General features: G+C 46.3%; 2 protein-coding genes (1 of these 2 only partly in view). Both read right to left on the bottom strand.

Going from position 1 to position 15,802, the window contains the following annotated elements:
• Positions 1–687, bottom strand: the start of a protein-coding gene (gene pksL / locus NYE20_RS09560; protein WP_161621587.1) for a polyketide synthase PksL. 12,942 nt of this gene lie to the left of the window's left edge; only the first 687 of its 13,629 coding nucleotides appear in the window; its start codon is at positions 685–687; its stop codon lies off the left edge, out of view.
• Entirely contained in the window at positions 671–15,802 is a 15,132-nt protein-coding gene (gene pksJ / locus NYE20_RS09555) for a polyketide synthase PksJ (RefSeq protein WP_339185039.1), read from the bottom strand. Before pksJ ends, pksL begins: the two co-directional genes overlap by 17 nt.

The following is a 15,802-nucleotide window of genomic DNA, read 5'->3' as shown; positions in this document are numbered from 1 at the left end:
TGAAAAGGATTCATAGAACAGAGGCAAATACAGCCTCTGTTCTCCTTTAAGCAAAGATGTGAGCAAATGATTGGCACCCACCCCGCTCCCGTCTATGAGAGTGGGGTGAAACATAAAGCCTTCTGCGTGAAGCATGGCTTCCGAACCGAGAGAAAGCTCAAGAAGGACGCCATCTTCCTCTTCATAGATGCAGCCACTTGCTTTCATATATTCGCTGTGCACCAATTCCTGACGTCTGCATTGTTCATATACTTCATCAAGCTGAACAGCGTTCTGTGCAGATGCTTTGATTTGACTGAGATCCAGTGTTTCTTCAAATATGGCTGGGGAGTCTGCGTGCATGTCAGCCTTCATATAGAGCTTTTCTTCTGAAACTTCTTTCCCATCACGTTTTTCAATTCCCTTGGCTGTGATTTTCCACTTTCCTTCTTTTTTCTCCGCGCATTGGATATTCAGAACAATTACTGCATCCTGTTCCGCCGTCAATGGCTGATAGATGGATAAATTCTGCAGCTGAAGCTCTGAGCAGGAGAAACCGTGTTCTCTGAATATCTGGTAGATTATATCGATATAAGCCAATCCCGGCAGGACATTTTGTCCGTAAACCACATGGTGATAAATAAACGGATTTTTTAACGATAATGTGAGTTGTTTCGTTATCTTTTTCACGTTAGACCTCCACCTCATAAGTATCCCATATGTTTGCCGCAGTCATTTTTGAAGTCTCCGCTTCCAGCTTTGGCTCGCCTGGCGAAAGCATTCGTTTCTTTAATTGAGGAGGCGATATTGGACTGCGCTTGATGGCGTGTTTTTCATCTTTTTCCCACGCCTCTACGATGACATGGGCATTCGTCCCCCCATCGGCAAAGCAGTTAATAGCCGCAGTAGGCTGCGAATCTGTCCATTTTTCCAGGGCTCGGCTGAACGTGATGTTCGCTTTCTGTTGATCGAAATGCGCCATCTCTTTTTCACCTGATAAAAATGGGACAAAGCGGCGCTCTTTCAGCATCAGCACAACCTTAATGAAGCTGGCGATCCCTTCAGCACATAGCGGATGCCCGATGTTCGGCTTGATTGAGCCAAGAGAAAGAGGCGATGAGTGCCCAGAACGGTACACTGATTGGATCGCTTTTAGCTCAAGGAGATCGGTTACGATTGAACCTGACCCGTTTGCCTCAAGGTAGCTGATGTCCTCTGGTTTTTTTCCGCTTTTGAAAAGCGCATCTTTCATGACTTCCTTTTGCGCCTCAAGATTAGGTGTTGCAGGCCCCGCCGTTCTTCCGTCGTTATTGACCGAGGCCGCTTTCACGACAGCATATATGGTATCTCCGTCTTCCAGTGCCTGTTTTACGGTTTTTAGCATAACCATTCCGACGCCTTCACCTAACACAACTCCGTCAGCACGCTCATCAAACACATGGAAGGATGAATGCTTGCTTAAAATGCCGCGCCGGTCAAACAGCCTGTGAGAGGCATCTGAGCTCAGCAAGCTGACACCGCCGACTATGGCGGATTGAATATCTCCGCCACGCAGCGCCTGAATGGCCATATTCATGCCGACCAGAGCTGACGAGCATGCGGTATCAACTACAACACTCGGGCCGCGGACATCAAAAAATTGTGAAAGATTAGCCGCTAAATAATTTTGGCCGACTGTCACGATCGGATTCTTGGCATGATCAAGGCTGTCTTCATCAGGTTTGTGCTGGCTTCTGCCTCCGATATAAACACCGACGGGCTTGCCCTTTATTTCCTCAGGTGTATAACCGGCGTGACACAAGAGCTTCAGACACTCTTCCAACACGAGCAGTGCTTGCGGGTCCATCGCCCTTACGTCTTCTTCGTGAAGCAAAAAGAAATCAGGATCAAAATAGCTGACGCCATCAATCACGCCGGCATAATATGGCGTCTTACAGCCCCAACGCTCTGCCGGAATCGGGCTGATTGACGAACGCCCCTCGGATAGTAACGACCAATATGATTCCAATGTATCTGCTCCAGGGAATCGGCAAGAGAGTCCGACAACGGCAATACCTTCTGCATGAGAGTCCGGTGACAAAATCGCTGGCGCCTGAATCTGAGGTGTAAGAGCTCGATCCTCCGCAGGAACAGATACCTCCGCCTCTATTTTGTTCTCCAAAGGTGCTGATGCATCCGATATCCTGCCTCCGAATAAAGCGGACAGCCTTTCGGAATAAGAACCGATCAGCCAATCTGCGAACCTTTGAATTGTCGGGTATTCATATAGAATCGATGGATCGAGCGCTGCCTCTAATTTGCGGTTTATACGCTGGAGCACCTGTGCCAAAATGATCGAATCCACGCCATAATCCTGAAACAACCCGTCAATCTCGAAGTCTTCACGATCTATTCTCAGCTCTTCGGTAAACAGATCAACAAGCCAGGACTGTGTCTCAGATAATAATCCATCACATTTGGAAACTTCATCGGCCTCTTCAATGTCTCTGGCTGGCGGGCTCTGTAAAGCAGCTTCCTGCAAACCGCCCTCATGCGGTTTCCTCCTCTTCATCAGCAGTTCCGGCTCCCAGTTTGTTTGATTCGCCATTGCAGGGAGAACAACCGGTCCGAACATTTTCGATACAATTTGATCTAGAAAACGTAAGCCTTCTGAATTCGTAATGCTCAACAAGCCGCTTTCCCGATACGCTTGATTTGACACTTCACCCATACCGGTTTCTTTCCAGTTCGGCCACTGAACACTGATGATCGGCACATGTTTCTGATGTGCTTCTGCAAAATAATCCATATAGCTATTGGCCATCGCATAGTCAGCTTGTCCCGCCGAAAGCTCCGGAATAATGGCTGAAACAGAAGAAAATAAGATAAAAAACTGTAAAGGCTCGTTACACACATGGCGATATAACGTTGTAAGACCTGACACCTTAGGTTCCAGCACCCGCTGGATATCATCTGAAGTTTTTCGGATAAATGCCAGCGTATCCATATCCGTCAGACCTGCACAATGAATGACACCGCCAATCGGTCCTAATGTTCGCTTGATATGTTGCAGCGTTTGCTCAACCTGGGCATCATCAGATAACGTCAGCGACAGCATCTCCACCTGTACACCCTTCGCTTCCAGCTCCCGCACTGCCTGGATTTTCTCTGCCAATGATGTGTTTGATGTCTTAAAACGCACCCACTCCTCTCGCGGAGGAAGCTGTTCTCGTCCGGTCAGCACCAGTTTTTTCACTCCATAGCACTCTGCAAAATGACGGGCGCATAATAGTCCGATGCCTCGTGTGCCACCTGTAATGAGAAGCACATGATCTTTCGGGAAGACCGCGCTCTGTTCCGTGGGCTTACCTGTTTCCGGATGAGCTTTTAGAAAAGCTTGATACCGTAAACCATCTCTGTAGCAAACCTCGGCATCATGAGAATCGGAATAAAACTCATCAGCGATCAACTTCGCGAGACGGCGATGATCAGTAACCTCCTCAGCATCCATATGCCTTGATATAAGATGGCTGTACTCGCATTGGAGCATTCGATACAACCCAGCCCGTGACGCGCCAGCCATCCGGACAGATGTGTTTTGAAACGATTCGAGCCCCTTCGTCACACAAAGCAGCCTGAGTCCCTCTTTATGCCCGAATTCAACCAGTCTTTGCACCCATTCAATCCAATCCAGCCGGCCCTCATCATCCTTACCGCATCCGATGACATCCACTAGGCCGTCAAACTCTTTCCAATCAATGTCTGACTGATCATTTTCTATCCGGCTCACATCTATTAAGAGATGATTCGGAAAATACGAAGACACTTCTGCTGCTAAATCTGCTGTCTCTTGATTGCTCAGGATGGCAACAGTTCTTGTCCCCGGCACTGCTGAGCCAATTGGACTCAAACTCCATTGTTTCGTCAAAAAACATGCATCCCGATCTTCAATCGCATTAACCAGTTCTTTTTTGTCTCTTTCTGAATGTTCCTTTGCCGGCACCCAATAGTGATCCTTCGCAAACGGATATGAAGGGAGGCTGATCAGGCGCGGTTTGGTCTCTCCGTATAATGTGTTCCACTGGATTGAGACCCCTTTGACCCATAAATCAGCAAGTTTGGCGTATTTTCTTTTTCTGATCCAAGCATCAAGTGCCAACGCCATATCTTCATCTGCTGTAAATATAGTCTGGGTCTCTTTATTTCGATGAGACTGTCCCCGGAAAAATTCGTCTGTTTCTTCCTTACCGTCAACAAACGCCTGCAGTTTCTCTTCAAGTTCCTGCATCGTCCCCGCAACACACGCCAGACGCTCATCCATTTCTTCGCGCCCGACTTGCAGGGTGTAAGCGATGCGGTGCAAATCCTGATCTGTATATTTTTTATTGCGAATCGCCTCAAGTAATTGCGAAGCACGATCCATCAGCCTGCTTTTATTTTTAGCCGACAGCACAATTACGTTTGGCTGTTCTGTAGCCGTGTGTTCTGAATTGGCTTTTGGCATATATTCTTCAATCACAATATGCGCGTTTACTCCGCCAATCCCAAACGAACTGATTCCGGCACGGCGCGGAAGCTCGTTTCCGTCACGATCTGTGACAGACTTCCATTCCTGTTTTTCCTGAACGATGTAAAACGGACTGTCAGTCAGCTGAAGATAAGGATTAAGCGTCTTGCAATGCAGGCTTTTCACTAACGTTTTATGCTTCATTTGCAAAAGCACTTTGATCAAACCGGAAATACCTGCTGCTAGCTCTAAATGACCGATATTGCTTTTAACTGAGCCGATGCCGCAACGGCGATCCGGAACATCCGGCTGGCTCTCGCCTCTCATATTGGATAGTTCCTTAAACGCGGCTTTCAGCCCATTTATTTCAATCGGATCTCCCAATTCCGTCCCTGTTCCATGTGCTTCGATATATGTGACAGTGCTTGGATCTATGCCTGCTTGGCGATATGCACGCACCAACAAATCAGCTTGTGCTTTCGGATTAGGCGATGTCAGGGTATTGGCTCTTCCGCCGTGATTTTCCGCCGTCCCCCGAATAACGCCGTAAATATGATTTCCGTCGCGCTCGGCATCTTTCAGCTTTTTCAACATGACCATTCCGACCCCTTCGCCTCTGACATAGCCATTCGCATCGGCGGAGAAGGTTTTACACCTGCCGTCTTTGCTGAGCATACCCGCCTTGCTGTAGCTAATATGCGCCTCCTCGGTTAAGATCGTATTCACGCCTCCAGCGATCGCCATCTCACAATCACCGTTTTGCATCGCAGTCACAGCACGGTGAATGGCTACAAGAGAACTGGAACAAGCCGTCTCTACTGGTTCGCTCGGACCATGAATATTTAAAAAATAACTCATTCTATTCGGGCCTACCGAAGGAATCATATGACCTGTAGCAGCATGGCCTTCAATTGGAAGATTCGCTCTATGGAATAGATCTTTATAACCGGTGTTTCCCGTACCGATAAAGATACCAGTCCCTGTACCCGAAAGGCTTTGCGGCGAGCAACCCGCATCTTCCAGTGCCTTCCACACGTATGTCATTAACAAGCGCTGCTGAGGGTCTACATAATCAGCTTCTCGCGGCGAAATACCAAAAAACAACGGATCAAACTCTGCGACACCATCAATAAACCCGCCCCATTTGATGTCGGTTTTATTGACGTCAGTGTCTGGGTTTCCATAATGCTCCCGCCAATCCCATCGATCTTTTGGAACTTCTGTGATGCTGTCTTTTCCTTCTTCTAGGTTTTTCCAAAATTCGTCTATATCCATAGCGCCAGGGAATCGGCCGCTGATGCCGACAATTGCAACCGGCTCAAAATCGGCAGCCTGCTTTTTGTTTCTTTCTGCTTTTGCAATAATAGGCTGTGTAAAGCGGCGCTTTCTACGTGATGTGATTTTCGGCGCTTCAGATGATTTTGTCTGTAACTCTTCCTGCCCCTCTGTTTTTTCGAGCTCCTGAACCAGGGTGTCCTCATGTTCAGCAGTCAAATACTCAGCCAGGCTTTGGATGCTTCCATATTCAAAGAAAATGGTCGGCGTTAGCTCCAACTGAAATTCTTCGTTAATCTTGTTTGTAAAGACCGTAAATGTAACGGAATCAAATCCGTATTCACTCAGCTCTGTATTGACATCAATATCTTCACTATTTACTTTTAAAATTGCACTGACCATGTTGCTTAATGATGCCTCCAGGCTGTTTAAACTGTGCAATGAGTTTGTTCTTTCATCTATGCCTTTAGCAGTAGCATCTTGATTCCATTCGCCCTGATACGCAGCAACTACATATTCAGCCAGGCTTTGGACGCTACCATATTCAAAGAAAATGGTCGGTGTTAGCTCCAACTGAAATTTTTCGTTGATCTTGTTTGTAAAGACAGTGAATGTAACTGAGTCGAATCCGTACTCACTCAGCTCTGTGTTGACATCGATATCGTCAGTGTTTACTTTCAAAATTGCGCCAACCATTTGGATTAAGGCTGCTTCCAATTTTCTAGTTTGTCCTTGATCCTGATCCGCCTTTCTCTGATCGTTCCGCTTGGCTTTCGATCCTGCGGAAAGCAGTTTTTGTTTCATTTTCTGAAGCTGTCCTTCCATCACAAAAACTTGCGGCTTATCAGATACTATCCCTTGATAAAATGCTTTCAAGCCACTATCTGTCGGCATCGGGACCATTCCCGTCGTTTTCAGCATTCTCTTTTCATCTTCAGCGCCGACTTGCATACCGCCTTCTTCCCATAACGGCCAATTGAAGGAAATGGTGGAGCCGAATCTCTTTTTTGATGCCGCAAGAGAACGGCGGTATTCAGCAAATGCATCCATAAACGAATTGGCTGCCGCATAATCGGCTTGTCCAGCGTTTCCTAAACATCCCGAAACAGATGAGAAGAAAATGAAAAAGTCCAATGGGAAATCCTTGCTGCATTCGTCTACATGTAACAACCCGCTCACTTTTGGCTGCAATACTTCTTGAAACTCTTCATTCGTTTTATGAATGATGAAGTGATCTTTAATGCTGCCTGCACCGTGAATAATTCCATTGAGAGTGCCATATCTTTCTTTGATTTCCTCAAAAAGATGATGAACCGCATGCTGATCACTTACATCAGCCTCTCGATAGACAACCTCCGCTCCGATGCTTCGAAGAGCCTCCAGCTCGTTTTCCTTATCCTCATTTAAAACAGATCGTCCCGTCAGCACAATAGTAGACCGGCCAGTTCGATTGGCAATTTCCTTTACAAACAGAAGGCCTAAGCTTCCTGCTCCGCCTGTGATTAGATAAACACCCTCGTCTCTCCACGGCATGTGAAGCGTATCAGCTGAAGGAAGCATCATTTCCCTCCAGCCTTTCACAAAACGGTGTCCAGCCTCATATCGAATCTGTTTGTCAAATGGTCTCCGGCTGTCGTCTTTCAGCTTGAGGTGAAGGTCTATCATCTCTTCAGGTTTCTCAATTTCGATGACCTGAGCAGTCAGTTTGCTGAACTCTATTTCTGCTGTTTTAAACAGACCAGAAACGCCGGCAAACAATTGCTTCTCTTTTTCCAGCGGAACAATCGCTTGAATGATGATACGGCCTGCAGAAAGCTCACGGACCTTGCTTTGCAGGAGTTCAAAAATGTTCTGCGTGTAACATTGATAACGTTCAGCAATATGTCCTTCAGCTTCATTCAGAGTAATCACACGGACATCTTTCATGTGGGAGGCAATGCTGTCTGTGACACTTCGTTCAGTTTCGAAGAGAACAATGATATGCTCCGTGTACGAAGGATCTTCGTCCTCTCGTTCTTCATTCGGTTTTTCCCACACCGGTTCAAGCATTAAGCGTTCGTGCCGTGATGAAGGCTTTGAAGGATGAACCTCCCCTTCTAATACTCTCGTTGAAAATCCTTTGATCCTGACACATACGCTTCCACTCTCGTCAATGACATCGATATCCGCTTTCTGAACAACCCCTCCGGAGTGATCGCTGTCACTTAAGCGAGCATAAGCCCACATAGAAGAAGAACACCCTTTGATCACTTCAAGCTCCTCAAGCGCAAATGGCAAAATCAGCTTTTGATCCGTCAATTCCTGCATGATGCATATTGTTGCTGTCTGCAAGGCGGAGTCCATGATACTTGGGTGCAGCACAAACTGTTCATTCGTTCCAGAAACGATTTCTGGAAGCTGCAGCTGTGCCAAAACCTCTCTGTTTCCTATATTCACATTCTTAATTCCTTGAAAGGCCGGACCATGGAACATTCCTCTGCTTCTGCCTTCTTCGTAAAATTGATCAGGCGACATCTTTCCTTTGCCGCAGCGGCGTGAAATTTCAGAGAGATCTGCGACTGGCGTTTCGGCGGCAGATGCCAGCTCCGCACTGCCTTGACTATGAATAACAGGGTCATCCCCGTCTTCCTGTGTACTGTAAATGTCAAAGGTGATTTTTCCATCTTCTTCAGGAAAGAGACTGATATCCACTTGAGCTGAATGTCTGTCAACCACAACAGGCTGAACCCAGACTGTATGATTCAATCTGATTCTGACATCTTGGCCAATTTCACTTCCTGCCGCCTGGTTTATAGCCGCGTACGCCATTTCAAGGTACGCAACACCAGGAAGCACAGGCTTTCCTCTTACCACATGGTCTCTCAGGAAAAATTCGTCACCAGTGAAAACCGAACTGAATTTCTGTTCAGAAAAATCAGATGTATTCTGATGAAGCAATGGATGAATAGAGCCGATCCCTGTCTGATTTCCGGATATCTGCGCCACCGGTTTGCGGTCATCCTGCGACGGCCAGTATCGTTCCTTTGCAAATGGATAAGTCGGCAGACTCATTCTGTTTGGGCGCTCACCCTTGTAAAGCTGCATCCAATCTATATGTGCTCCCTTGCTCCACATTTCTGCAAGCTTGTTTACCTTTCCTTTGGCCATCCACTTACGTATGAGTTCAGCGCTGTCCTCATCCTCCGTCAGCCATGAAACCTCTCTGGCATTGTGCTTACTTCCTTGAAAACAGCCTTCAATCGCTGTTTTACCATTGATAAAATCTGTGAGCCTCTGTTTTAACTCATTTACATGATCGGCAATAAAGACAACGCGATGCTCCATCGCTTCGCGCCCCACCTGAAGGGTATACGCAAAATCAGGCAGCTGGCTGTTCTCAAGCCCTCTTCTTTCTAAATAGGCCAGAATGTCTTCTGCATACTCTTGCAGCCTCTCTTTATTTTTCGCCGAGATCGGGACGATGCAGGTTCCGTCTATCTTTCCCTTATCTGAATCCCTTTTGAATTGTTCAAAAATGGCATGGGTATTTGTCCCGCCAAGCCCGAACGAGCTAAGTGCAGCCCTGTGCGTTTTGATCTCACGGCTTAACGTTTTCTTTTGATCGACGACGTAAAAAGGAGAGCTGGCTAAGTCTGTATTTGGATTCGGCTCCTTATAATTGATACTCGGTGCAAGCTCTTGATGATAAAGACTCATCACGACCTTAATGCAGCCCGCAAGACCGGCGGCTGTATCTAAATGTCCGATATTGGTTTTCACCGACCCAATGCCGCAAAATTGCGTTTTATTTGTATATTGCCTGTAAACGTTTGTTAAAGCCGCCAGCTCGATCGGGTCCCCCAGCTTCGTTCCGGTTCCGTGTGCTTCTACATAGCAGATGGATTCAGGCTGTATCTTCGTTTGATTCATGACCTGTTGAACCACGTCAGCCTGGCCTTTAACGCTTGGAGCATAAAAGCCGACTTTGTCAGCGCCGTCGTTATTTACACCAATGCCTCTCAGCAAGGCATAGATATGATCCCCGTCCTTTACTGCATCAGCTGCTTTTTTCAGCAATACAACAGCAACGCCCTCACCGCCTATCATTCCGTCAGCTGAAGCGTCAAAAGCTTTAATATGTCCATCACTCGAAAAGTTCAGCCCCGGCTGATGCACATATCCGATATTTGACTCGGTATGCAGCGTTGCCCCGCCAACTAAAGCATAATCAGATTCACCCGACAGCAGGCTTTTATAGGCAGAATGCAATCCAATCAGAGATGATGAGCAGTTGGCATGAACGAAATAGCTTGGCCCTCTCAGCCCGAGCTTATGAGAAATCATTGTCGGAATCGTCCCGCTCTGTGCAAGCACCCACGAAACATAGCCGTCCGGCGTCTCCAGGCTCTCTGTTGTATCTGACGGTAACAGCGCGCGATAAGAATTATTGCTTGCCGACATAAAGACACTGGTTTGCGGAATCTGTCCCGCAGCATAACCGGCATCTTCTATTGCTTTCCATGAATGAGTCAGCAGCATCCGAAGCTGAGGGTCCATAAATTCAGCGTCTTTAGGAGAGATTTGAAAGAAGCTTGGATCAAATCTGTCTTTCCCCTCAATTGAAGCTTTAGCCGGGACATAGTCGGCATTCTCCGCTATCTCCTTTGAAATGCCAAAGCGCTGAAGCTCTTCTTTATTGAAAAACGCAATGCTTTCCTTGCCGTCTCTGAGGTTCTCCCAAAATTCATCATGATTTTTTGCCCCTGGAAATTCACACGATATGCCAATAATCGCCACACTATCGTCATAATAGTCCGGGAGATCACTCATCTCGGTAGACTGATCTTCTATATGAGCTGGCGGTTCTATCAGCACATGGTCACTTGCATCGCCCATTCGCTGTTCAGTGATGTACTGGCTGATATTTTTAATGGTTGAATACTCAAACAGGTCTGTGACAGAAAACTCACAGGATAGTTCATGTTTGATACGATCAGCCACAGTGACCGCGAGAAGCGAATCCCCGCCCACATCGAAAAATCCGTCATCCCATTCAATATCACTCGTTTTCAGCACTTCCTGCCAAATGGTAAAAACAGTATCCTGAATGTTCTTAGGAGAGGTCTGCCTTTGCTTTAACTGCTCCCCTGACAAATCGATATTCTTAAGGCTGTTTCTATCTATCTTTCCGTTCGGAGTTAACGGCATATGATCAAGCTGAATAAAATAAGAAGGCACCATATAGGCAGGCAAAGCGTTTTTCACAAAATGACGCAGCTCTCTCGCTGTGAGGGAAGCATTTGCATGTTTAGCTGTATAATAGGCGGCTAGGTTATCCATATCTGCGACCACAACGCATTCCAGAATGCCGGGATGCTCACTTAGCCTGCTTTCAATATCACCAAGTTCAATACGAAATCCGCGGATTTTTACTTGATTATCGATGCGGCCTATATATTCAATTCGCCCTCCCGGAAGCCAGCGGGCCATGTCTCCCGTTCTATAAAGCTTAGACTCAGGCTCAAAAGGGTTGTCAATGAATCTCGAATCCGTTAATTCTTCCTTTTTGTAGTAGCCCTTCGCCACACCGTCTCCTGCAATGCAAAGCTCACCCGGGACACCTGCCGGCACTGGCGCGAGCTGAGAATCCGTAATATAGATTTGTGTATTGGCAATTGGCCTTCCTATCGTGGCATGAGAGCATTCATCGTTAATGCGCTGAACCGCTGACCAGATAGTTGTTTCGGTTGGCCCGAACATATTCCAGGCTTCACTGCCCGTATCTAAGAAATATCGTTTTAATGTCTCAGGCAATGCTTCGCCACCGCATAAAATTTTCACGCTCTCTTCATTTTCCCAGCCTGAATAAAAGAGCATCTTCCACGTAGCGGGGGTTGCCTGCATCACTGTCGGTTTGATCGTGCGGATGTCCCGTTTCAGTTTTTCAACGTCTTTTGTATGCTCCGTTTGACAAATATAGCAGTGTGCGCCCTTTATTAAAGGCAAAAATAATTCCAGAGCTGCGATATCAAAACAGTAGGTTGTGACGGCAAGCATTTTATCCTCTGCCATAAGACCTGGTGTTTCCCCCATCGAAACGAGAAAGTTTGTCAAAGCTTTATGCGGTATCATGACACCTTTTGGCTTTCCTGTGCTGCCGGATGTATAAATGACATATGCCAAGTTCTCTGGCGTGACAGTGCGTGTAAGCACTTTTCGATCAGAGGCTGTTTGAGCAATTTCATCCCAATCTTGATCTAAAAGAGCTGTTGTGACACCGTTCCAACTCAACGTATTTACTAATTCCGATGTCGTCAGTGTAATGAAAACTTCACTGTCCTCAAGCATGTATTCTAAGCGTTCAGCCGGATAGGACGGGTCTAGCGGCACATACGCTCCCCCAGCCTTGAGGATCGCTAATAAGCCCACTAGCATGTCCAGCGATCGATCCACATAGATCCCCGCCAGACGGTCAGGACCCACTCCATGCGCCTGCAAATAAATGGCCAGCTGTGTGCTTCTTTCATCAAGCTCCCGATACGTCAATGTTTGACCTTCATAGCTGACAGCCGCTCTATCAGGCGTCTTTTTCGCCTGCTGCTCAAACAACTCATGAAAAGTTATATATGGATACGTTTTTCCTGTGGCGTTCCATGTTTTGAGAATCATCTGCTTCTCTGCCTCAGGTAATAAAGAATACTCTTTTAAAGGCTGAGAAGGATTCAACATCGCCTGCTCTGTTACATAAACAAAATGGTCGAACATGGCGGATATAGAAGCCGCATCAAACAGCCCAGTATTGTACTTGATGTTCAGCTCCATTTTTTCTTCTGTTTCCCACAGTTCAAATACTAATTCGTATTCGCCCTCTTGGTGAATATACTCAACGAAATCGACAGAAAAGAAGTCAGCATAGCGGCTCAGCAAGCTTTGATAGCTTCCGGATTGAAGAAAATTCTGATAGAAAAAAGCGGTTTGAAATACCGGTGAACCTGTTTGACTGCGAGGAATATTCAGATCCCTCACCATTTTTGGAAAAGGATATGCTGCATGATCAAGCCCATCCAATATCGTTAATTGCAATTTTGATATAAAGCTAGAAAAAGAGTCTGCCGGGTTCAGCTCACTCCGAATCGGGAGCATATTGAGAAAATGTCCAATGGCATCATCAAATCTTTCTTCCGGCCTCACCATGGCCGGCATGCCGACGATCTGTTCCTTTTGGCCGGTGTAACGGCCAAGCAGCATCATATAGCAGCTTAAGAATACCGTCGTGACATTTACAGAATGCTCTTTCGCAAACGTTCTGACCTGATTCATGAAGCTGCTGGACAGCCGCCTGGTGTATGTATTCTCTCTAAACTCAGAATCGACTGAACTTGCGCTGACCTTAGGCAGCTGAAGATTCGGCAAAGTTCCCGATAGCTGTTTCTGCCAATATGTACGATGCTTCACACCGTCCTTGCCGGCAAGCATGTTTTTCTCCCATGCCGCAAAATCATGATAAATGGCAGGAGAAACAGCTTTTTCCGGCTGCTGTCCTTTTAAAAGAAGCTGATAGGTATCAAACAGACTGCGTATAAATGTGACAGACGAAACTCCGTCAAAAATCAAATGGTGAATGACAACTAATAAAAAATGCTCTTGTTCAGATCTGGAAAAGCTCATGACACGGACTAACGGGCTGTTTTCCTTTACATACGGCTCCTTTACTTTCTTCCTAAGAAAAGCAGGAATATCAGACTCTTTCATACTTGAGATATTTTCTGTCTTGATTTCAATTGAAAGTGCTGGCTCATTTTTAAGAAATGGCATTCCGTCTTTCTCTTGGATGACGTGCTTTAAGATTAGGTGCTGATTCAATACAAGGCCGAAAGCCTGCTGTAATGTTTCAAGGTGAAGCCCTGACGAAAATTTAAAACAGAGAGGTACGTGATATGCACTTTTTTCGGGTGACATTTTTTGCAATGTCCATAATCCTTTTTGAACCTCAGAGAGAGGCTGAAAAGTTGCCTGACTCCTTTCCGGTTCGGTTTTATATGTGTCCGTGCCCTTTTTGTCAGCAGACAAGCTGCTGAGGTCTTCATGTTCTGATAGATAGCTGGCTAAGCGTTCAATTGTAGGATATTGATGTATCTCTCTGGCTGTTAGTTTGATATGGTAGTTTTTCTCGATCGATCGAATGAGCTTCATCAACTTGATAGAATTCACACCAAGACTTTGGATATTTGCATTTGGCTCCACCCAATCGCGGGAAACGTGCAGCTCCTCAGTCAAACAGGTGAGCAGATGCTTCTGTATTTCTTCCCTTACTCTTTTCACCTGGTCTGCTTGCTGTATCTCCTCATCCTGGACCGCATCGTTCATCCGATTGGGTTTATGTAGCAAGCGGTCGAACTCTCCATTTTCAAATGAAGTTTTTAGCTGGGTGCGCTGGATCTTTCCGATAGCCGTTTTTGGAATCTCTTCTTTTTGTACAGGCAGCAAATATTCCGGGGTGACTCCGATCACCTGTGAGACATGGGATTGTATGTTTCTAAGAAGCTGAGACATCTGCTCATCATTTAATTTTGCGGAAGTAACAAAGAAGATAGCCAGTTGATCTGTTGAATTCTGGCCCAGACGGACAGCGCAAGCAGCAGTATAAGAAGTTTCAATTTCAGATAATTCTTCAACTGCAGACTCAATTGCATGACTGTAATAATTAATGCCGTTAATGATAATTGCATCTTTCGTACGGCCTGTTATGGTTAAGCGCCCGTTTCGCAAAAAGCCAAGATCTCCGGTTTCAAACCAGCCGTCTTCTGTAAACACACTCTCATTCAAATCAGGCCGCTGGTAATAACCGCTAGTAACAGAAAGACCCGAGACTTGAAAACGGCCGATCTCGCCCTCTTCAACCAATTCATTATGGTCATTCACAATTCTCATAGAGAAGCCGGGGATTGGAGAGCCTATTTCAACAAAATGATCATCATCACTTGTTCCAGCCCGGGTAAATTCATGAGAAAAAATAACACCCGATGAAGTTTCGGACATTCCCCATGCAGGTCGGATGGCGTCAGCAGGCAGTCCATGTGGTTCTAAAAGCTCAAGTATTCTGCGCCCTACCTTGGCTACCATTGCTTCACCGCCATTGAACATGTATCGCATTGAAGACAGATTCCATTTCCTATCTTTTATTTCTTCTGCAAAATCAGTAACCAGACCAAACGCAAAATTCGGCGCCCACGTAACAGAAGCTCGGTAATGATCAATCCAATCCAGCCATTTTAACGGCTCCATTAAGATTGTTTCACTTGAGACGTTAATTTCCTGACAGCCAAGATAAACATCCCGCAAATGAAGCATTCCGATCCCTCCGACATGGTCAAACGGCATCCAGTTAAACGTAATATCCTCTCTGGTGAAGCCTTGCATTTGAATAATCCCTTTCACCATGCTCATAATGTTACGATGATTAAGCATAACTGCTTTGGGCGTTCCCGTACTGCCTGAAGTCAGCAATAAAAGCGCTAAGTCTTCAGGACTGGATTGATGCCAATCTGTGTCCGCTTCAGCGCTGAGCAGATCCTCTACAGCAATTGCCCTGAACCCTTCAAGCTCTTGTTCTTTTGCCCAATCGAGCATTTCCTGGTGCATCCCCCGGTCCGTAATCACCGCTGGCTTGTCAAGAAGCGTCCATGCGTCTTTCAGCTTTTGAGTGCCGCTGCTCGATTCAGCATACGTTGGCGGAACGGCTAATGGAGCCGGAACAACCCCTGTTAACACACACCCCCAGAACGCAGGGAGAAGCTGTGAATTGTCACCAAGCTGCAAAATCACGCTTTGTTTTGCTTTCAGGCCTGATTGGCGAAGCCCCTTCACAATTCGCAGTCCATCATCCCATAGTCGTCTGTATGATTGGTAAACTTCAGTTCCATCCGGCTGCAAATAAATGATTCCCTTTGTATCCCCAAGCTCCGCCGCCGTTCTGTATAAAACTTCAGGTATTGTTGCCGGCTGCTTTTCAGATATATGTAAAGGCTCACCATGACTGACAGAAGGATTAGCTAATATGCGGATATTATCATTATTTCTCAT

Origin of the sequence: Bacillus sp. FSL R5-0416, from assembly GCF_037975425.1 — a bacterium.
In the GTDB taxonomy this organism is placed as follows: Bacteria; Bacillota; Bacilli; order Bacillales; family Bacillaceae; genus Bacillus; species Bacillus subtilis.
This window is presented reverse-complemented; position numbering and strand designations above follow the sequence as displayed.

Excerpts from the sequence above, each read along its gene's own strand:
- pksJ (WP_339185039.1), bottom strand. The coding sequence starts at position 15,802 with ATGAGAAATAATGATAATATCCGCATATTAGCTAATCCTTCTGTCAGT.